Raw genomic sequence first — 19,928 nt, forward strand, 5'->3', positions numbered from 1 at the left:
AAGCTAATAAAACGAAGCCCCGCATTGCGGGGCTTTTTTATCACTTTTTCTTGTCTCTACACTACTTCACACACAATACATTCAGCAATGATGAGCCCTTTAGTTGGGTGATTCTTCCGTTGGTGAATAATCCTTTCTTCTGATGGCCCCAATATGGCAGATGCATTGGCCAACTGTCTTTTTCCATCACATTTGTCGCCAGTAATTTTTTCCACTCATCTTCTGTTACTAAACGCATTTTAAGTTCGCTACAAACTTCCCCTGCGTTGTCATAACTTAAACGGTTCCATGCTTTGCTGTGCTCCATATAGAACTGGTTATTATCATCCAAAACATATGGCACAACATAAGTTCGCCCGTCTACTTGCGTTTGAACTCGGACGGAAATATCGGTATTTGTGGTTAGCTCAGATGTCGATAATACCTGCGTTGATTTAGGTTTCATTGTGTTCAGCACAGACGGTGACACTTTTGCTTTCGGTTCTTTTGCTTTAGGCTCTTTTGTTTTAACACCTTTAGCTTTAAGCGCTTTATTTTTCGCGGCTGGATCGGGTTTTACTGACGGTTTAGCTTGAGGTGCTGACTTATCAACCACTCGGATAAAGGCTTCTTTATAGGCTTTAAGGCTTCTGACTTGCGAAAGCTCTTTCTTCGCATCCGGGAAGTTATCGTAAGGCCCAATCAGGCATCGATATCCATTCCCTTCGGGCTTCATCCACACATCCGTAGATATTTTCTGGTAAAGCGGTTTCGCAGTAGCGAGAGGTAATGTCCTGGCTAACATCCCACATTGAATCCAAAACGTTGGATCCTCAATGTTTTTATTCGGCAACGCCTTGCCCCATAAGCCTTTACCTATTGGGCAACTTTGGCTCAACTGTGGCAACTGATTTGCGGCAGCTTGCGTACCATCACATAAGAATGTCTCTGCGTGAGAAATAGTGGGAAAACTCAACGAAGCGGCCACTATTAAGCCTAGGCTGTAGGTTTTATTTTTAATACGTGGCTTTTTTGCCATTCTAAACTCCATACATACTCTAGCTGATTGATAGTGAAAACGTTGTTTTTTCCATACCAATCACATTCAAGGATTTGACGATAATGCGATACCCTAGATTACATGCAAAAAAAGAGCCGTAATATCTTACGGCTCTTACTTTTCATTATTAATTAGCTAACAATCCAATTATTCAGTTACCCTTTATAGATCTTAGGGTTGAATACATCTCGCAACCAGTCACCGAGTAAGTTTATTACCAACACAAGGGTAACTAAAAGTACACCTGGGAATGCGGTGATCCACCACGCTCCTGAGAAGATGTAGTTAAACCCTGTGCTAATCAAGGCACCAAGCGAAGGCTGATCAACCGGGAGACCCAAACCAAGGAACGACAATGCCGCCTCTGACATGATGGCATTCGCTATTTGTACGGTAGAAATAACCAAAATTGGCGATAAGCAGTTCGGCAAGATATGACGGAACATGATGCGTGGCGCTTTAAAGCCCATCACTCGTGCCGCTTCTACATACTCTTTCTCTTTTTCAGCCAATACCGACGCACGAATCGTACGAGCATACTGAGGCCACTCGGCAATACCGATGATCACCACCAGCATTAGCACTGCGTATTGACTATAAAAGTCACTACCAAAACTTGCCTTGAAAATCGCAGAGACAATTATCGCGACCATCATTGTCGAAAATGACAGCTGAACATCGGCAAACCGCATTAGGAAACTATCAATTCGACCACCAAAGTAACCTGATGATAGTCCGATAATAATGCCCAAGAACAGCTGTAAACCAACCGCTAAGAAGCCAATCGTTAACGACAAGCGAGAGCCGTAGAGCATAGTTGAAAGAATATCACGGCCTTGTTCATCGGTTCCGAGCAAAAAACGCTCATCCCCCTCTTCCATCCACGAAGGAGGAAGTTCGGAGTCCATGATATCAATAGAAGTCACATCATATGGGTCCATCGGTGCCACGAGTGGTGCCGCGAGTGGTGCCGCGAGAGCCATAATCAAAAAGATAGAGAAAATGGCAAAACTGAACATCGCCACTTTATCGCGTAAAAAATAATATAAAAAATCTGACTGTTTAAAACGTTCCCAAGTAGACGGGGCAACGGCAGTTTGAGTATTGCTCATGACTATGCTCCTTTACCTGTAAGATTAACTGTCGGGTTAATAATTCCGTACAACAAATCGACAATCGTATTTGTCACCACAAAAATAAGCCCAACAAAAATAACGTAAGCAGTGATCAGAGGGGTGTCCACTCGATTGATCGCTTCTAAAAATAGGAAGCCAGTACCCGGCCACTGAAACACGGTTTCGGTCAGAATGGTATAAGCCACCATGGTACCAATTTGCACACCACCAACCGTTAACACTGGAAGCAGAGTATTTTTCAGAGCATGTTGATAGTAAATTTTATTCAGATCCAAGCCTTTCGCTTTAGCAAATTTTATATACTCAGAGCTCAACACTTCTAACATTTCAGAACGAACTAAACGAATAAACAGCGGCAGCATAATCGATGCCAACGCAATGCACGGCAACACTAAGTGTGCAAGACCGTCGAGACTAAAGAAGCCAGACTCCCAACCCAATAAATTGTACGTTTCTCCGCGTCCAAAAGAGGGAAGCCAGCCTAACTCAATAGAGAAGACATACATCAGCATAATCGCGGTCAAAAATACCGGCACGGAGATCCCGATACTACTGCCCGCCATAACGACTTTGGTAAAAAAACTCTTTGGGTGGATGGCGGTATATACACCAAGAGGTATCGATAAAAAAACAATAATCAACGCTGCGCCGAATACCAACTCTAGCGTCGCGACTAATTTATCTAAAATCACGTCAACGGCTGGACGCTTGAAGAAATAAGATGTGCCAAGATCGCCCTGAACAGCGGCGCCAATGAAACGAGTATATTTAGTAATGAAGGGATCGTTGAGGCCTAACTCATCGCGCAAAGCTTGACGCTCTGACTCAGAAACAGATTGCCCAACTAACTCACGTAACGGATCACCCAGATTATCCTGAATGGAAAACGCCACCAAACTGATCACAAACATCACTATCAGTGCCTGAAACAGGCGCTTGACCAGAAACGTAAACATTCCTTGCCCCTTAACTATCCATGTATTTCTATCGCTAGAAAATATAATTCAGCCTTTAAAATGATACACCGCCCGACTGAAATAAGAGGGTATACAAAGAGTAAACAAAGAGCCGCCAAGTCGACGGCTCTTATTTAGCAAGTAATAAAGATTACTTAACTACAAGGTCGCCAAAGTAAGGCATAACCATTGGGTTAACTACCGCAGCTGCACCTACGTTAGATTTCGCACCCCAAGCTTCACTCTGCCAATGTAGTGGTACAAATGCTGCGTCTTTATAAAGTGTTGCTTCGACACCTTTCAGCATCATTGCACGTTTCGCTGCATCAGTTTCAGAGTTAGACGCTTCAACAATCGCATCCATCTCAGGGTTTGAGTAGTGACCACAGTTATATTGACCACGGCCAGTCTCTTCGTTACGAGTCATCGTTAGGAACTCATTAAAGTTCGCCGAATCTTCTGTATCTGAGTGCCAACCAATCATCATCATATCTGCAGCACAGACATCGAATTCAGGCCAGTACTGCGCTTTAGGCATGGTTTTAAGATCAACTTTAATACCAATCTTAGATAGCATTGCCGCTGATGCTTGTGCCACTTTCGCATCATTCACATAACGGTTATTTGGAGCCATCATTGTTAGAGTAAAGCCTTTCTCGTAGCCCGCCTCTTTCATTAGCTGCTTAGCTTTTTTCAGGTCGTAGCGAGGAACAAGAGACTCATCGTGTCCTGCGTAACCTGTCGGGCTTTGCTGGCCAGCTGATGTTGCAAATCCTTTCATGATCTTCTTAACGATACCTTCGTTATTGATCGCATGAACGATAGCTTGACGAACGCGCACATCTTTTAGCGCTTCGTTGCTGTTTTGGTTCATTTGGAAAGTGATGATACGTGTACCAGGAAGGGTAACCAAATCGACCCCTTTCGCATTCTTAACACGCTTGTGATCATTTGGCGCAACAGGGTGAATCATGTCCACGTCACCAGAAAGAAGTGCAGCAACACGCGTCGCATCTTCTTTAATTGGCACTAACGTTAGCTTATCTACGTTACCGTCAGACTTTGAATCCCAGTAATCATTAAAGCGTTCAAATACCACTTTAACGCCCTGCTCACGAGACGTTACGATGAACGGGCCCGTACCTGAAACGTTAGTCGATGCAAAAGAGTTACCATGCTTAACCACTTCAGATTTTTCTTTGCCATCTGACGTCTTACCTGAATAGAACTTGCTATCCATAGGGAAGATGTACGTTGCTGTTTGAAGAACCAATGGGTATGGCGCTTTTGAAATGAGTTCTACTGTGTAATCGTCAACTTTTACCAATTTTTCATACGGCGTAAAAATTGATTTAAAATCAGGTGAATTTTGAAGACGCTCGAATGTCCATACTACGTCGTCTGCGGTTAGCTCGTTACCAGAATGGAATTTTACACCTTTACGTAAGTTGAAACGGAAAGTTGTATCGTTTACACGCTCCCAGCTTTCAGCTAGGCGTGCTTCAAAGTCCATTGACTGAGAGAAGCGAACTAGAGGGTCAAATACCATGTGAGACATTTGCAGTGTGCCGCCAGATAGCTGCTCATGCGGGTCAAGTGATACAGGGTCAGCTGCATAGCCAACGGTAATATCTGCTGCCGCTGCGCCAAAACTTAGGCCAGCTGCCATCAAAGCGACTGCTAACTTGCTTTTCATGGTTTTCATTGCATAACTCCTTCATGCGGGGACTTAAATCCCTATTTTATGTATTTGCTTTGTTTTATATCCAAGAGAACTTGGAACCACTGCCTTTTCTTACTTTTTTATTTCGACTTTTATGCCGATTTTACATCTTCTCTCAATCCCAAAAACTCAGGCATCAAGGAAATTAGGTGTTGGCTGTACTCATGTTGAGGGTCAGTAAATAGCTGCTCTGTTGGTGCTACTTCTAATAATTTACCCATTTGCATCACACCTACACGATCACACATTTGACGAATAACCGGTAAATCATGACTGATGAAGAGCATCGTGAGGTTTAGTTCAGCTTGAAGGTCTTTTAACAGGTTGAGGATTTGAGCCTGTACCGACACATCCAGTGCCGAAGTCGGTTCATCACAAATTAATAGGCGTGGACGTGTTGCCAGAGCTCGGGCGATAGAAATACGCTGACGTTGACCACCAGAAAATTCATGAGGATATTTAAGCCCCGCCATTTTTCCTAACCCAACATGATCCAATAAATCATGCACAATTTGACGTGTTTCATTTTCATTGCGAGTCAATTTATGAAAACGAATCGGCTCGGCAATAATGTCAAAGATCTTCATTCGAGGGTTCATTGATGTATATGGGTTTTGGAATACCATCTGCATTTGACGACGCATTGGGCGACGTTCTTTTTCTGATTTGAGGCCAGTGAGGTCGATACCTTCAAAGGTAACGTGCCCTTCGTTAGGCTTGTACAATCCAGCAATAACCCGTGCAATGGTTGATTTACCCGACCCTGATTCACCAACTAAACCAAACGTTTCACCTTCAAACACCTCAAAGCTAACGTTATTCGAAGCTTGAACGTACTGACGGCGACTCTCAAACATCGAATCTTTAGTGATGAAGCGTAAGCTAACATTCTCAACATTTAGCAGTGGGCCAGTGTAATCACGGTGATCTTGACTTTGACCTAACCAATGATTTTTGACGTCCAGTTGCTCCATTTCATGCGCTTCTTCGATATAGCTAACAAGCGGGAATCGGTCGAGTTTTACATCTGAACGAGGGACTGCTGAAATAAGGCTGTGCGTGTAAGGATGTTCTGGTGTTCCTAAAACTTTCGCGGTTGGGCCAAACTCAACCAAATCACCACGGTACATGACCGCCACACGATCCGTCACGTTCGAAACAACACCCATATCATGGGTCACTAACATACAGCCAACGTTATTAGTCACGCATAACTCACGGATAAGGCTTAAAATCTGATCTTGAATTGAAACATCTAATGCGGTCGTTGGCTCATCAGCAATAATAAGATCGGGTTCACCTGCAAGAGCAATGGCAATAACAACACGCTGTCGCATACCGCCTGAAAATTGGTGCGGATACTGCTTTAATCGGTTTTCTGGTTGAGGAATACCCACTTGGTTCATTAGTGACAATGCACGCTCAGATGCTTCTTCATCTGTCATATCCAAGTTCGCGTGAATCGTCTCTTTTAACTGATGTTCAACGGTGAATAATGGGTTTAACGAGGTCATCGGGTCTTGAAAAATAAAACCAATCTTAGAGCCACGAACTTTACGCATCTGCTCCGGAGTTAACCCCGAAACTTTTTCACCATCTAAGAAAACCTCGCCATCAGCAATAACACCTGGAGGACTTAATAGATCAATAACCGCGTTACCGACGGTGGACTTACCAGCGCCAGATTCCCCCACAACACCGACGATTTCACCACGTTCAATATTAAACGACAGCGATTTAACTGCCGCATGAACACCGTGACGAGAAGGGTATTCAATACGAAGATTTTTAACTTCTAAAAGTGACATTACCAGACCTCTACTGCTATGGCAGCTCTCTGCCCTGTCTGCAAAATTGGAATCCATTCACTGCCAGAACAATGTTCTGCCAATTTACAAGTCCATCAATTTGGCAAATATTTCACAGAAAAGCAACAAACATAGGATAAAAAATCGAGATTGCGCAGTTTTAAAGCACTTAATAAATATAGTTATGCCGAATTTGTGAATAAATTATCACTCTTTATTATTAAATGCTGGGCTTTCATACTTTACATTTATCTATTTTCGTACTTAATAGCCCTATTTCCTAAGAACAAGCGCCTATTCTCAGAGAAAAAAACCAAACAGTTTTATTCACCATTAAGTTTTAACATTTCAAATACATAAACCATATAAAAAACTAAATACAACCAATAGGACTACCCATAAGTATAAATATAGTCATAAAAACCATATTCACATGGCGATTTAATACAAATAGTTTCAATCGAGAAAATACATAACGGGATTGTTCTCAATGAAACCAGCTTCTACACGAATGTAGAGCCGAGAAAATATTCATGAACATCAGGCGAACCCCTTCTGTTTCTCTTCTATAGCCGACAACTAAAAATCATTAATTCCACTGATCGCTAGACGAAAAAAAACCTCATCATTTCTGATGAGGTTTCTTCAAAGGTGATCTGTGGAGAGACATTCCTTGAACATCAGGCGAACCCCTTCTGTTTCTCTTCTATAGCCGACAACTAAAATCATTAATTCCACTGATCGCTAGACGAAAAAAAACCTCACCATTTTTGATGAGGTTTCTTCAAAAGAGATCAGTGAAGAGACATTCCTTGAACATCAGGCGAACCCCTTCTGTTTCTCTTCTATAGCCAACAACTAAAAATCATTAGCTCTACTGAGCGCTAGACGAAAAAAAACCTCATCATTTCTGATGAGGTTTCTTCAGAGGTGATCAGTGAAGAGACATTCTTTGAACATCAGGCGAACCCCTTCTGTTTCTCTTCTATAGCCGGCAACTAAAAATCATTAATTCCACTGATCGCTAGACGAAAAAAAACCTCATCATTTCTGATGAGGTTTCTTCAAAGGTGATCAGTGAAGAGACATTCTTTGAACATCAGGCGAACCCCTTCTGTTTCTCTTCTATAGCCGACAACTAAAATCATTAATTCCACTGATCGCTAAACGAAAAAAAACCTCATCATTTCTGATGAGGTTTCTTCAAAAGTGGTCGGTGAAGAGGGATTCGAACCCCCGACCCTCTGGTCCCAAACCAGATGCGCTACCAAGCTGCGCTATTCACCGACTTTTATTTTATTTTGACTTATCAAAAAGGGAAATCTCATTCACTACGTAAACTTGACTACCGAGTTAATGGGGTGGCTAACGAGATTCGAACTCGCGACCACCGGAATCACAATCCAGGGCTCTACCAACTGAGCTATAGCCACCACTAACTTTTTATATAACCGTTTAAAACGATTATTGAAATAGTGGTCGGTGAAGAGGGATTCGAACCCCCGACCCTCTGGTCCCAAACCAGATGCGCTACCAAGCTGCGCTATTCACCGACATTGTATTTTTTTACTTGGTTTGCGTTAGAGAGATACCCTCTGGTCCGCTTATTCCAAGGTCAGGATGCGTAACAAATCACGCTATTCACCAACATGTTTCGTTCCGATTCTAAGATAAATCTTGAATCAGCACTGGAAACCTTCATTTACGAATAAACTTGGTTACCAAAATAATGGGGTGGCTAACGAGATTCGAACTCGCGACCACCGGAATCACAATCCAGGGCTCTACCAACTGAGCTATAGCCACCACTACTTTTTGCCAATATAGTGCTTATTTTACTAAGCATCCGGATGGTACGCCCGAAAGGATTCGAACCTTCGACCTTTGGCTCCGGAGGCCAACGCTCTATCCAGCTGAGCTACGGGCGCATGCCCTATCGGCGGAGTGGAATAATACGTATATCACCCTATGCCGTCTAGTGTTTTTTTTACTTTTTTTTCTGTTTGTTCTCTTTTTCAGCAGTTCATATGCAATAAAAGCTTATATAGGATGTGATAGAGCCCTTGTCGCTGATAACTTGTTGTTTATTGCAACAAGTTATCAGGATATAATCACCCATTATTTACATTGATTTAACAGGTTACTGATGACCGATTAAGTCAAAACACAGTTTAACACTATAATTTTGGTAAGCATGTACTTACCTTGGGAATGTGAAGTGAGTTTAATGGATATGTCTCGACGAATCATAAGCGTTTTATTCGCTGCGTTAACTTTTTCTAGCGCTGCGTTTGCCACTACCGATCAAGCTGAATACGATGCAATAGCTGAACGCATCCAACCCGTAGGTCAAGTTTACCTTGCTGGCAGCGAACCCGTTAAAGCTGAACCAACAGGTCCTCGTGATGGTGCAACAGTATATGGAACTTTCTGTATTGCTTGTCACTCATCAGGTATTAGCGGAGCGCCTAAAACAGGCAACGCTGCTGAGTGGGGGCCTCGTATTGCTCAAGGTAAAGATGTCTTAAAAGATCACGCAATTAATGGCTTTAATGCAATGCCAGCAAAAGGGTCATGTATGGATTGCTCTGATGATGAAATCGTCGCAGCCATCGACCACATGATCAAAGGTCTATAAGGCAACTATCCACACCTACCAATGTGCCTAGTTAAAAAAATGCCCGTGAACTATCACGGGCATTTTTATTATTCCTATTGAACATCGCTATTTTTTGAACATCGCACGTAAGTTTGCGATATGCGCCTGCCCTTTTTCCATTCTTTCTTCTGCTGACTGCGGCTTTTTAACCGTTTCCCAATCCACATCATCATGTGGAAGTTCATCTAAAAATCGGCTCTGTGTCGGTTTAATAAGCTCACCATACTGCCTACGCTCCCGACATTTAGTAAAAGTCAGCTCTTTTTGAGCACGAGTAATACCGACGTACATTAAACGGCGTTCTTCTTCGACATTATCTTCATCAATACTTGTTTGATGAGGAAGGATCCCCTCTTCTGCTCCCATGAGGTAGACGTACGGGAATTCGAGTCCTTTTGAAGCATGTAGTGTCATCAACTGCACTTGATCAGCATCGTCATCGTCTTCACCTCGCTCCATCATGTCACGCAAAGTTAAACGCTGAACAACCTCTTTTAGACTCTTCTCTTCTTTATCGTAATTGTCACCTTCGAGGTCGGCCACAATCCAACTATAAAGCTCAGACACATTTTTCATTCGCATTTCAGCCGCTTTAGGGCTTGGCGAGCTCTCGTATAACCAATCTTCATAATTGATATCTCTCACCAAAGAACGAACCGCTTCTACGGTATTTCCACGCTCAGCATTATCTGAAATTTTTACAATCCATTCGGTAAAGCGACGTAAATTATCGAGCCCTCGACCAGTTAGATGCTGCTCCAAACCCATCTCAAAGCTTGCTTCAAATAAGCTCTTACCACGCATGTTGGCATAACTACCCAGCTTTTCGAGAGTAACCGGACCAATCTCTCTACGAGGTGTATTCACAATTCTCAAAAATCCGTTATCGTCGTCAGGGTTAACTAACACTCGCAGGTACGCCATGATGTCTTTGATCTCTGCGCGAGCAAAGAAAGAGGTACCACCCGAAATTTTATAAGGGATCCTATTTTGCATTAATGCTTTCTCAATCAAACGCGACTGGTGATTACCTCGGTATAACACTGCGTAATCTTTATATTCGGTTCGATTCAAAAATCGGTGGGCGATCAGCTCTCCCGTAATTCTCTCCGCTTCATGCTCTTCATTTTTAGCATTCAGTACTTTTATTTTTTCCCCATCCGGAATTTCAGAGAAAAGCGTCTTGGTGATCTCATGCGGGTTATTTGCAATCAGTATATTCGCCGCTCGCAAGATACGACTAGTAGAGCGGTAATTCTGCTCTAGCTTAATGACTCTGAGTTGTGGATAGTCTTTACTCAATAAAACCAAGTTTTGTGGTTTTGCGCCTCGCCAAGAATAAATCGATTGGTCGTCATCACCAACAACCGTGAGGCGACAACGCTCACCGACTAAAAGCTTCACTAATTCATACTGGCTCGTATTGGTGTCTTGGTACTCATCGACAAGTAAGTATCGAATGCGTGATTGCCATCTTTCTCGAACTTCTTGATTGGTTTTTAGTAGCAGAACTGGCATCGCAATCAAATCATCAAAATCCAATGCGTTATATGCCTTCATCTGCTTTTGGTACATATCAAAACAGAATGCAAAAACCTGCTGCTGTTCACCTTGTGCATAAGCTATTGCTTGCTCAGGTGTCAGCATGTCATTTTTCCAATTAGAGATACTACTCAGCAACTGACGCAGTAGATCTTTATCACCATCTAACTGTTTTTCGGTTAACTCTTTCAACAATGCTAATTGGTCTTGATCATCAAAAAGCGAAAATCCGGCTTTTAAACCTAATGCTTTATACTCACGGCGGATAATATTCAGCCCCATGGTATGAAACGTTGAAACCATTACCCCTTTAGATTCTTTCTTACCTAAACTTTGTCCTACGCGCTCTTTCATTTCACGAGCGGCTTTATTTGTGAACGTCACTGCCGCGATATTGCGAGCTTTATAACCACACTGCTGCACTAAGTAAGCAATTTTATTTGTAATCACACGAGTTTTGCCCGATCCCGCCCCTGCGAGAACAAGGCAAGGTCCAGATACAAATTTTACAGCTTCGTCTTGTCTAGGGTTCAGTTTCATTAAGTTCTCAACATGGTTTCATCAGGTTTTATGTGTATTCCTCTCTATGATAATGCTGCAACACAGGGAATGCTATGCTCTCGTATACAAGATTTTCACACATTAAATGCGAAACTCTATTATGTAAAAGTGTGATCTATACGCTATAATGAATGAACGTTCATTCATTGGTGGTGAGAAAATGACCATTCATAACCCTCAGGATAAACGCCTTCAGATACTCTCAGCAGCTGAAGCTCTCATTGCAGAGGTTGGCTTTCAGGGGTTATCTATGCATAAGTTAGCAAAAAAAGCAGGGGTCGCTGCAGGCACTATCTATCGCTATTTCGATGATAAAGAACATCTCATTGAGGAAGTTCGGATACATGTAACCCAAAAAATTGCAGACGCGATACAGGAAGGTGTTGACGATTCAAAGCCGATAAAACAACGTTACCGCACCATGTGGCTAAACATTTGGAACTTGGCGGGAACAAACCTTGATGCAATCAAAAACCGGATTCAATATGATTGTTTACCTGCAACAAATAGCACTACATTTAGGGAACTAGAGCGTAAAATGTTTGCCCAAGTGGAGTTACTATTTAATGATGGTAAAAAACAAGGACTATTTAAACCACTTGATAACGAAGTATTAAGTGGATTGAGCTTAGCGGCTAGTGTCTCACTCGCACGTAAGCATTCTTTAGGATTCTACCAACTGGACGAAACTGCATTAGATGCGGCTATTGAGGCTAGTTGGGACGCAATAATTACACACTAGATCGGAGTTCTGACAATAATGAAAAAGTGGACCTTCTTTATGTTACTTATCGCTTTGACCCTTTTTGGGAGCGTGATAGGTTTTAACATTTTCAAACAACAAAAAATCGCTGAGAACATGGCTAACAGGCCAGAAGCGGAATTCCCTGTAACGGTAACAAAAGCACAGCCAGTAGACTGGGTGCCTGTGATTGAAGCGATTGGTTTTATAGAACCTAATCAAGGGGTGACTCTATCAAGTGAAGCAAGTGGTGTAATTAGAAAAATTGCTTTTACTTCAGGTACGCAAATCGAAGATGACCAACTATTAGTAAGCTTAGATTCATCTGTTGAAAAAGCGAACCTAAAAAGTGCGCAAGCAAAGCTTCCTGCGGCGAAAGCAAAATACAAACGTTACAAAGGCTTGTTTGCTAAAGGTTCAATTTCAAAAGAATCTTACGACGATGCAGAAGCGAGCTTTTTCTCACTTTCAGCTGATATTGAAAGCTTGAAAGCAGCAATTGAGCGTCGTGAAATCAGAGCGCCTTTCTCGGGTATTATCGGTATTCGTAAAGTTTACTTAGGTCAATACTTGCAAGCCGGAGATGAAATTGTACGTTTAGAAGACACCAGTGTTATGCGTCTTAACTTCACTGTACCTCAAACTGATATTTCTCGTATTTCAATAGATCAAGCGATCGATATCTTTGTCGATGCTTACCCAGATCAACCTTTCCAAGGAACAATCAGTGCGATTGAGCCTGCGGTTAGCATTCAAAGTGGCTTGATTAGAGTCCAGGCAGACATTCCAAATAGCGATGGTCTACTTCGCAGCGGCATGTTTGCTCGTGCGAATATCATCCTTCCTGCGCTGACAGATCAAATTACGCTTCAACAAACGGCGATTACGTTCACTCTATACGGAGACAATGTTTACATTATCTCTGAAGAAGATGGTGTGAAACGAGTGAAGCAGCAAGTTGTAAAAATTGGCGAACGAACAAAAGATAAAGCTCATATCTTAGAGGGTGTTAAGGCTGGAGATATGGTTGTGACATCAGGCCAAGTACTCCTAAGCAACGGGGCAAAAGTTAAGATTGTAGAAAACGATACAATCACCCCACCATCTGAAACACCTAAGCTGTAATTTGGAGGCATAATGCGCTTTACTGATGTTTTTATTAAACGTCCAGTTTTAGCGGTATCCATCAGCTTTTTGATCGCATTGCTTGGATTACAAGCAATCTTCAAAATGCAGGTGCGTGAATACCCTGAAATGACGAATACTGTCGTTACCGTTTCGACCGGTTACTACGGTGCAAGTGCGGATCTTATCCAAGGCTTTATCACCCAGCCTCTCGAACAGGCGGTGGCTCAAGCGGATAATATTGACTATATGACTTCCTCATCGGTTCTAGGTAAGTCAACGATTACGGTCAATATGAAGTTGAATACGGACCCTAATGCTGCGCTGTCTGATATTCTAGCCAAAACAAACTCTGTTCGGTCTCAACTTCCTAAAGAAGCAGAAGATCCAACAGTAACGATGTCTACAGGCTCAACAACGGCGGTGCTGTACATCGGTTTTACCAGTGATGAATTAGTCTCTAGCCAAATTACTGACTATCTTGAGCGAGTGATCAACCCTCAACTGTTTACGGTTAATGGTGTTTCAAAAGTCGACCTTTATGGTGGCATGAAGTACGCGCTACGTATTTGGTTGGATCCAGCAAAAATGGCGGCGGTAGATTTAACGGCAACAGATGTCATGTCGGTTCTAAACTCGAATAACTACCAATCAGCAACTGGTCAAGCAACAGGCGAATTTGTGCTCTATAATGGCAGTGCAGATACTCAGGTATCGAACACTGAAGAGCTTGAAAACTTAGTGGTAAAAAGCAGCAAAGCTGAAGTTATCCGTTTAGCAGATATCGCTAAAGTATCACTAGAAAAAAGCCATGATGTTTACCGTGCGAGTGCGAATGGTAAAGAAGCCGTGGTTGCAGCGATTAATGCAGCTCCAAGTGCTAACCCAATAAACATCGCAGCGGATGTGCTGGATCTTCTTCCTCAGCTAGAGAAAAACCTCCCAAGTAACATTTCTATGAATGTTATGTATGACTCGACAATTGCAATTAACGAGTCAATTCAAGAGGTAATTAAAACGATTGTTGAAGCGGCGCTTATCGTATTGATCGTCATTACGCTGTTCTTAGGCTCATTCCGTGCGGTTCTTATCCCAATCATCACTATTCCACTATCTCTCATTGGTGTGGCAATGGTTATGCAAGCGATGGGATTCTCGTGGAACCTTATGACGCTACTGGCCATGGTACTTGCCATCGGTCTTGTGGTTGATGATGCGATCGTTGTACTAGAGAATGTCGATAGGCATATTAAACTTGGCGAATCACCTTTCCGTGCGGCTATTATTGGTACGCGTGAAATTGCGGTTCCTGTTATTGCGATGACCTTAACGCTAGGTGCGGTATATGCGCCTATCGCGATGATGGGTGGTATTACTGGTTCTCTATTTAAAGAGTTCGCATTAACGCTAGCAGGTTCAGTATTTGTTTCTGGTATTGTCGCATTAACGCTATCACCAATGATGTGTTCAAAAATGCTGAAAGCGCATGCTGAACCAAGTAAGTTTGAACAAAAAGTTCATTACGTATTGGATGGCATGACAAATCGCTATGAACGCATGCTCGGCGCTGTAATGCAGCATCGCCCTGTGTTTATAGGTTTTGCTGTCATTGTATTCGCCACTCTTCCGATGCTATTCAAGTTTATTCCTAGTGAGCTTGCACCGTCAGAAGATAAAGGCGTAATCATGCTAATGGGTACAGCACCATCAAATGCTAACCTTGATTTCATGCAAAATACCATGGATGACGTGAACGAGATCCTTTCGGCTCAACCGGAAGTGGCGTATGCACAGGTATTTACAGGCGTTCCAAGTGCTAACCAAGCGTTTGGTATTGCTTCAATGCTACCGTGGAGTGAAAGAGAGGCAAGTCAAGCTGAGGTTGCTGGGCGTGTTGGCCAACTGGTGAAAGAAATTCCAGGTATGTCAGTAACGGCCTTCCAAATGCCAGAACTTCCAGGTGCAGGTTCAGGTCTACCTATTCAGTTTGTTATCACCACTCCAAATAGCTTTGAAAGCCTATTCCAAATCACAACGGATATTTTAACCGAGGTATCTTCAAGCCCATTGTTTGTCTATTCGAATCTAGATTTGAATTATGACTCAGCAACAATGAAGATCAATATTGATAAAGACAAAGCTGGCGTCTACGGCGTTACCATGCAAGATATCGGTATTACGCTTGGCACTATGATGTCTGACGGCTACGTTAACCGTATCGATTTGAATGGCCGCTCGTATGAGGTAATCCCTCAAGTTGAACGTAAGTATCGCTTAAACCCAGAATCAATGAAGAACTACTATGTTCGAGCTGCGGATGGTAAAGCAATACCTCTAGGCAGCTTGATCTCTATTGATGTTGTTGCAGAGCCTCGATCTTTGCCGCACTTCAACCAGTTGAATTCTGCGACAATTGGGGCGGTACCAGGATCAACAACTGCAATGGGTGATGCTATCGCATGGTTCGAAAACACAGCTGAAACGAAGTTACCAAGTGGCTACAGTCATGACTATATGGGTGAAGCTCGCCAATACGTAACGGAAGGAAGTGCTCTATACGCAACGTTTGGTTTAGCATTAGCGATCATCTTCTTGGTTCTAGCCATTCAATTTGAATCACTGAAAGATCCATTAGTTATCATGGTTTCCGTACCACTTGCTATTTGTGGTGCTCTTATTGCCTTGGCATGGGGCGCAGCAACCATGAACATCTATTCGCAAGTTGGTTTGATCACCTTAGTTGGTTTGATTACCAAGCACGGTATTTTGATTTGTGAAGTGGCAAAAGAAGAACAGCTGCATCACCATAAAAATCGAATTGAAGCTGTAATGGAAGCGGCGAAGGTTCGTCTTCGTCCAATCCTGATGACGACAGCTGCGATGATCGCTGGCTTAATCCCACTGATGTATGCAACAGGAGCGGGTGCAGCACAACGCTTTAGTATCGGTATCGTAATCGTTGCTGGTCTGGCAATTGGTACTATCTTTACTCTGTTTGTACTTCCAGTAATTTATAGCTACCTAGCAGAGCAACATAAGCCATTACCAATCTTTGTTGAAGATAAAGATTTAGAAAAGCTGGCGCGCGTTGATGAAGCGAAAGCGGTTCATCGTGAGATGGCAAAAAATAGCTAAATTCACAATCTAAACAAAAGGCTACTTCGGTAGCCTTTTTTATTATCTAAAGTAACGACTTTGCGTTGTGAATTACTTAGAATGTAACCAAAATAATAGGAGTTTAGCCCACTATGTTTGATCCAAAGAAATTAGAACAAATTGCAAAACAGATTCATGAATCAATGCCTCAGCCAGTGAAAGAGCTCGGTAACGATGTTGATCAAAAAGTACGACAAGTTATCCAAGGCCAGCTAAACAAACTTGATGTTGTAAGCCGTGAAGAATTTGATGTACAAACTCAAGTGTTGCTCCGTACTCGTCAAAAGTTGACAGACATGGAACAAAAATTGGCAGCACTAGAAGAAAAACTAGCAGATAAATAATCCAACCTAGTGGATCTGTAATGATTTATCCGTAACCTCAGTAACGGATTGATAAGCAGACAAAAAGCCTTTCTTTATTTACTAAAAAGCTCAACATTTCTGTTGAGCTTTTTTCATCACTTTAGCTAAATTACATAAACTAGCCGCCTACCGCGATAGTCTTCATATCTGTCATATAGCCACGTAATTCTTCACCAATGTACTCTACTGGGTGATTACGAATGGTATCATTCACTTCGATTAACTTCGCATTATCCACAAAGTTAGAAGTTTCACCTAAACCACGACCAATCACATCAGTATTCACATTAGGCATGAATTTTTCACGCAGAAGAGGTGTTGCAACGTTAGCAAATAGGTAGTTTCCGTATTCTGCAGTATCAGAAATAACAACGTTCATTTCATACAAACGCTTACGAGCGACAGTATTCGCAATAAGTGGTAGCTCATGCAAAGACTCATAGTATGCTGATTCGTCGATGATACCTGATGCGGTCATTGCTTCGAACGCAAGTTCAACACCTGCACGCACCATCGCAACCATCAAGATACCGTTATCAAAATATTCCTGCTCTGATATTTCAACATCTGACTCAGGATAATTTTCAAAAGCCGTTTGGCCCGTTTCTTCACGCCAACCTAATAAATTTACATCATCATTTGCCCAGTCAGCCATCATTGTGCTAGAGAAGTGACCAGAGATGATGTCATCCATGTGCTTGTTGTAAAGCGGACGCATTAGATCTTTAAGCTCTTCAGAAAGCTCAAACGCTTTAACTTTAGCTGGGTTAGATAAACGATCCATCATGTGAGTTACGCCACCAAACTTAAGTGCTTCAGTGATCGTTTCCCAACCGTATTGTAGAAGTTTGCCTGCGTAGCCAGGTTCGATACCGTCAGCAATCATCTTCTCGTAAGATACGATAGAACCCGCTTGTAGCATGCCACAAAGGATAGTTTGCTCACCCATAAGGTCAGATTTAACTTCCGCTACGAAAGAAGACTCTAGGCAACCTGCACGGTGACCACCAGTACCTGCAGCCCAAGCTTTAGCGATATCCCAGCCTTCACCTTTAGGGTCATTCTCTGGGTGAACAGCAATCAGTGTTGGTACACCGAAACCACGCTTGTACTCTTCGCGAACTTCAGAACCAGGACACTTAGGAGCAACCATTACAACCGTAAGGTCAGAACGTAACTGCATGCCTTCTTCAACAACGTTAAAGCCGTGAGAGTAACCAAGTGCAGCACCTTCTTTCATTAGAGGCATTACAGTTTCAACAACATTTGTATGTTGCTTGTCTGGAGTAAGGTTGATTACTAGGTCTGCTTGAGGGATTAGCGTTTCGTAGCTACCTACAACAAAGCCATTTTCATCAGCATTTTTGAATGATTGACGCTTTTCATCAATTGCTGCTTGGCGTAGAGCGTAAGATACGTCTAGACCAGAATCACGCATGTTTAGACCTTGGTTTAGGCCTTGAGCACCACAACCAACAATTACGATTTTCTTACCTTCAAGAAATTCAGCTTCTGTCGCGAATTCTTCACGATCCATAAAGCGGCAACGACCTAGTTGGTCTAGTTGTTCACGAAGGTTTAATGTATTGAAATAGTTAGCCATTCTAGGGCACTCCTTTAAAAATAAGTCCGTAAGGTCGATATCTCTCTATCGAATGACTTCATACTAAAACAGACACTCCGTTGCTGAAAGTGATATATTCACAATTAGTTATTGCAATAAATGCAACATGGAAGATTTAAGTAAATGAATATAAAAAGCCTTCAACTCTTTATTCACTTATGCGATAGCAAGAATTTTAGTAAAACGGCAGCAGCAATGCATGTAAGTCCGTCCGCCCTCAGTCGCCAGATCCAAAAACTAGAAGACGATACTGGTCAGGCTCTATTTGTAAGAGATAACCGAAGTGTAGAAATCACGCCTGCGGGTAAAAAGCTACTTCCTATCGCACTTAATATCGTTGGTGAGTGGCAGCAATATAGTGCGCAGTTAGCAGGTAATGAACATGAGCTTAAAGGCGAAATACGATTGTTTTGTTCGGTCACGGCCAGCTATAGCCACCTACCTGAATTACTGTCTGAATTTAGAGTACGACACCCTCATATTGAATTTAAATTAACCACAGGCGACCCTGCTCAGGCTATAGATCGTATTATTAACGATATGGCTGATATCGCTATTTCGGCAAAACCCGATCAGCTGCCATCAAAAGTAGAGTTTGAGAAAATAAGCGAAATTCCACTCTCAGTCATCGCCCCTTCCGGTATAAATAGTTTTACTCACTTACTCCAAGAAGAATCGATTAATTGGTCTCAGATACCTTTTATTGTTCCAGAAGCAGGTACTGCTAGAGAAAGAGCAAACTCTTGGTTTAAAAAAATGAAAATCAAGCCGAATATCTACGCCCAAGTATCTGGACATGAAGCAATAGTAAGTATGGTTGCTCTTGGATGTGGTGTTGGTATAGCCCCAGACGTTGTGATTGACAGTAGCCCGGTAAAAGAACGAGTAGAAAGGTTAAAAGTAGCGTCAATCAGACCTTTTGAATTGGGCATCTGTTGCAAACGCTCTCAACTAGAGAACCCATTAATCAAAGTTTTATGGGAAGTAGCAGAAGAAAAACATTAATTCAAAATAGTACAGACGTAAAAAAGCCCTAATCTTTCGATTAGGGCTTTTTAAATCAGTGGCGGAGTGGACGGGACTCGAACCCGCGACCCCCGGCGTGACAGGCCGGTATTCTAACCAACTGAACTACCACTCCGCAGTGTCTATTCAGCTTACGCTATTTCTTTTTACTGTTTTATAAACAATAAAATAATTTAAAGCCTGGCGATGTCCTACTCTCACATGGGGAAGCCCCACACTACCATCGGCGCTACTGCGTTTCACTTCTGAGTTCGGCATGGAATCAGGTGGGTCCGCAACGCTATGGTCGCCAAGCAAATTCTTAATACATCGATAAATGACGCATTTTAATACTGGTGCTGATACCCAGACTCGAACTGGGGACCTCACCCTTACCAAGGGTGCGCTCTACCGGGCTGAGCTATATCAGCAAAAAACAAAAACTCGTTTATAACGAGTTTTTGTTTAAATTTAAAGCCTGGCGATG

General features: G+C 42.4%; 13 protein-coding genes, 7 tRNA genes and 1 rRNA gene. 6 read left to right on the forward strand and 15 right to left on the reverse strand.

Features of this window, described 5'->3' with window-relative positions:
- Window positions 1-61: 61 nt before the first annotated feature.
- From FCV43_RS04020 to FCV43_RS04065, 10 genes are all read right to left on the reverse strand, one after another.
- Window positions 62-1,030, reverse strand: a complete 969-nt coding sequence (locus FCV43_RS04020) for an SPOR domain-containing protein (RefSeq protein WP_431188281.1) — start codon at window positions 1,028-1,030, stop codon at window positions 62-64.
- Window positions 1,031-1,194: 164 nt separating this feature from the next.
- The gene (locus tag FCV43_RS04025; protein WP_136994095.1) at window positions 1,195-2,151 is read right to left on the reverse strand and encodes an ABC transporter permease; all 957 of its coding nucleotides are present in this window, start codon (window positions 2,149-2,151) and stop codon (window positions 1,195-1,197) included.
- Between the two features lie 2 nt (window positions 2,152-2,153).
- Window positions 2,154-3,131, reverse strand: a complete 978-nt coding sequence (locus tag FCV43_RS04030; RefSeq protein ID WP_136994096.1) for an ABC transporter permease — start codon at window positions 3,129-3,131, stop codon at window positions 2,154-2,156.
- Between the two features lie 151 nt (window positions 3,132-3,282).
- Entirely contained in the window at window positions 3,283-4,836 is a 1,554-nt protein-coding gene (locus FCV43_RS04035; protein WP_017052085.1) for an ABC transporter substrate-binding protein, read from the reverse strand.
- A 110-nt stretch (window positions 4,837-4,946) separates the two neighbouring features.
- Window positions 4,947-6,662, reverse strand: a complete 1,716-nt coding sequence (locus FCV43_RS04040) for a dipeptide ABC transporter ATP-binding protein (RefSeq protein WP_136994097.1) — start codon at window positions 6,660-6,662, stop codon at window positions 4,947-4,949.
- Window positions 6,663-7,872: 1,210 nt separating this feature from the next.
- Window positions 7,873-7,949, reverse strand: a tRNA-Pro gene (locus FCV43_RS04045).
- A gap of 70 nt (window positions 7,950-8,019) precedes the next feature.
- A tRNA-His gene (locus tag FCV43_RS04050) sits at window positions 8,020-8,095 on the reverse strand.
- Between the two features lie 43 nt (window positions 8,096-8,138).
- A tRNA-Pro gene (locus FCV43_RS04055) sits at window positions 8,139-8,215 on the reverse strand.
- A gap of 177 nt (window positions 8,216-8,392) precedes the next feature.
- Window positions 8,393-8,468: transfer RNA gene (locus FCV43_RS04060), tRNA-His, on the reverse strand.
- A 45-nt stretch (window positions 8,469-8,513) separates the two neighbouring features.
- Window positions 8,514-8,590, reverse strand: a tRNA-Arg gene (locus tag FCV43_RS04065).
- A gap of 299 nt (window positions 8,591-8,889) precedes the next feature.
- Here FCV43_RS04065 and FCV43_RS04070 point away from each other — a divergent pair.
- Window positions 8,890-9,300, forward strand: coding sequence for a c-type cytochrome (locus FCV43_RS04070; protein ID WP_315973051.1), 411 nt, complete (start codon window positions 8,890-8,892; stop codon window positions 9,298-9,300).
- An 87-nt stretch (window positions 9,301-9,387) separates the two neighbouring features.
- Here the strand turns inward: FCV43_RS04070 and rep are convergent, their stop codons facing one another.
- Window positions 9,388-11,403 (reverse strand): DNA helicase Rep, encoded by a 2,016-nt coding sequence (gene rep, locus FCV43_RS04075; RefSeq protein WP_017052415.1) that lies wholly within the window; start codon window positions 11,401-11,403, stop codon window positions 9,388-9,390.
- A 181-nt stretch (window positions 11,404-11,584) separates the two neighbouring features.
- Here rep and FCV43_RS04080 point away from each other — a divergent pair, with 181 nt between their 5' ends.
- The 4 genes from FCV43_RS04080 to ubiK all read left to right on the forward strand — a co-directional run bounded on the left by FCV43_RS04080 (window position 11,585) and on the right by ubiK (window position 16,791).
- Window positions 11,585-12,166 (forward strand): TetR/AcrR family transcriptional regulator, encoded by a 582-nt coding sequence (locus FCV43_RS04080; RefSeq protein WP_198927064.1) that lies wholly within the window; start codon window positions 11,585-11,587, stop codon window positions 12,164-12,166.
- Between the two features lie 18 nt (window positions 12,167-12,184).
- Window positions 12,185-13,291, forward strand: coding sequence for an efflux RND transporter periplasmic adaptor subunit (locus tag FCV43_RS04085; protein ID WP_136994099.1), 1,107 nt, complete (start codon window positions 12,185-12,187; stop codon window positions 13,289-13,291).
- A gap of 12 nt (window positions 13,292-13,303) precedes the next feature.
- Entirely contained in the window at window positions 13,304-16,426 is a 3,123-nt protein-coding gene (locus tag FCV43_RS04090; RefSeq protein WP_136994100.1) for a multidrug efflux RND transporter permease subunit, read from the forward strand.
- Between the two features lie 113 nt (window positions 16,427-16,539).
- Window positions 16,540-16,791, forward strand: coding sequence for a ubiquinone biosynthesis accessory factor UbiK (gene ubiK, locus FCV43_RS04095; RefSeq protein WP_017052419.1), 252 nt, complete (start codon window positions 16,540-16,542; stop codon window positions 16,789-16,791).
- Window positions 16,792-16,930: 139 nt separating this feature from the next.
- On the opposite strand, the gene ilvC is transcribed toward ubiK, so the two are convergent.
- On the reverse strand, window positions 16,931-18,415 hold the full coding sequence (gene ilvC, locus FCV43_RS04100; RefSeq protein ID WP_136994101.1) for a ketol-acid reductoisomerase: 1,485 nt from the start codon (window positions 18,413-18,415) through the stop codon (window positions 16,931-16,933).
- A gap of 144 nt (window positions 18,416-18,559) precedes the next feature.
- On the opposite strand from ilvC, the gene ilvY reads away from it, so the two are divergent.
- Entirely contained in the window at window positions 18,560-19,441 is an 882-nt protein-coding gene (gene ilvY, locus FCV43_RS04105; protein WP_136994102.1) for an HTH-type transcriptional activator IlvY, read from the forward strand.
- Between the two features lie 59 nt (window positions 19,442-19,500).
- Here ilvY and FCV43_RS04110 read toward each other — a convergent pair.
- The 3 genes from FCV43_RS04110 to FCV43_RS04120 all read right to left on the reverse strand — a co-directional run bounded on the left by FCV43_RS04110 (window position 19,501) and on the right by FCV43_RS04120 (window position 19,872).
- Window positions 19,501-19,577 (reverse strand) — tRNA-Asp (locus FCV43_RS04110).
- A gap of 63 nt (window positions 19,578-19,640) precedes the next feature.
- Window positions 19,641-19,756, reverse strand: a 5S ribosomal RNA gene (gene rrf, locus FCV43_RS04115).
- Between the two features lie 39 nt (window positions 19,757-19,795).
- Window positions 19,796-19,872 (reverse strand) — tRNA-Thr (locus FCV43_RS04120).
- Window positions 19,873-19,928 lie beyond the last annotated feature (56 nt).

Origin of the sequence: Vibrio genomosp. F6, from assembly GCF_005146325.1 — a bacterium.
Lineage (GTDB): Bacteria > Pseudomonadota > Gammaproteobacteria > Enterobacterales > Vibrionaceae > Vibrio > Vibrio cortegadensis.

Coding starts and splice junctions, on each gene's coding strand:
- FCV43_RS04020 (WP_431188281.1), bottom strand. CDS start 1,030: ATGGAGTTTAGAATGGCAAAAAAGCCACGTATTAAAAATAAAACCTAC.
- FCV43_RS04025 (WP_136994095.1), bottom strand. CDS start 2,151: ATGAGCAATACTCAAACTGCCGTTGCCCCGTCTACTTGGGAACGTTTT.
- FCV43_RS04030 (WP_136994096.1), bottom strand. CDS start 3,131: ATGTTTACGTTTCTGGTCAAGCGCCTGTTTCAGGCACTGATAGTGATG.
- FCV43_RS04035 (WP_017052085.1), bottom strand. CDS start 4,836: ATGAAAACCATGAAAAGCAAGTTAGCAGTCGCTTTGATGGCAGCTGGC.
- FCV43_RS04040 (WP_136994097.1), bottom strand. CDS start 6,662: ATGTCACTTTTAGAAGTTAAAAATCTTCGTATTGAATACCCTTCTCGT.
- FCV43_RS04070 (WP_315973051.1), top strand. CDS start 8,890: ATGGATATGTCTCGACGAATCATAAGCGTTTTATTCGCTGCGTTAACT.
- rep (WP_017052415.1), bottom strand. CDS start 11,403: ATGAAACTGAACCCTAGACAAGACGAAGCTGTAAAATTTGTATCTGGA.
- FCV43_RS04080 (WP_198927064.1), top strand. CDS start 11,585: ATGACCATTCATAACCCTCAGGATAAACGCCTTCAGATACTCTCAGCA.
- FCV43_RS04085 (WP_136994099.1), top strand. CDS start 12,185: ATGAAAAAGTGGACCTTCTTTATGTTACTTATCGCTTTGACCCTTTTT.
- FCV43_RS04090 (WP_136994100.1), top strand. CDS start 13,304: ATGCGCTTTACTGATGTTTTTATTAAACGTCCAGTTTTAGCGGTATCC.
- ubiK (WP_017052419.1), top strand. CDS start 16,540: ATGTTTGATCCAAAGAAATTAGAACAAATTGCAAAACAGATTCATGAA.
- ilvC (WP_136994101.1), bottom strand. CDS start 18,415: ATGGCTAACTATTTCAATACATTAAACCTTCGTGAACAACTAGACCAA.
- ilvY (WP_136994102.1), top strand. CDS start 18,560: ATGAATATAAAAAGCCTTCAACTCTTTATTCACTTATGCGATAGCAAG.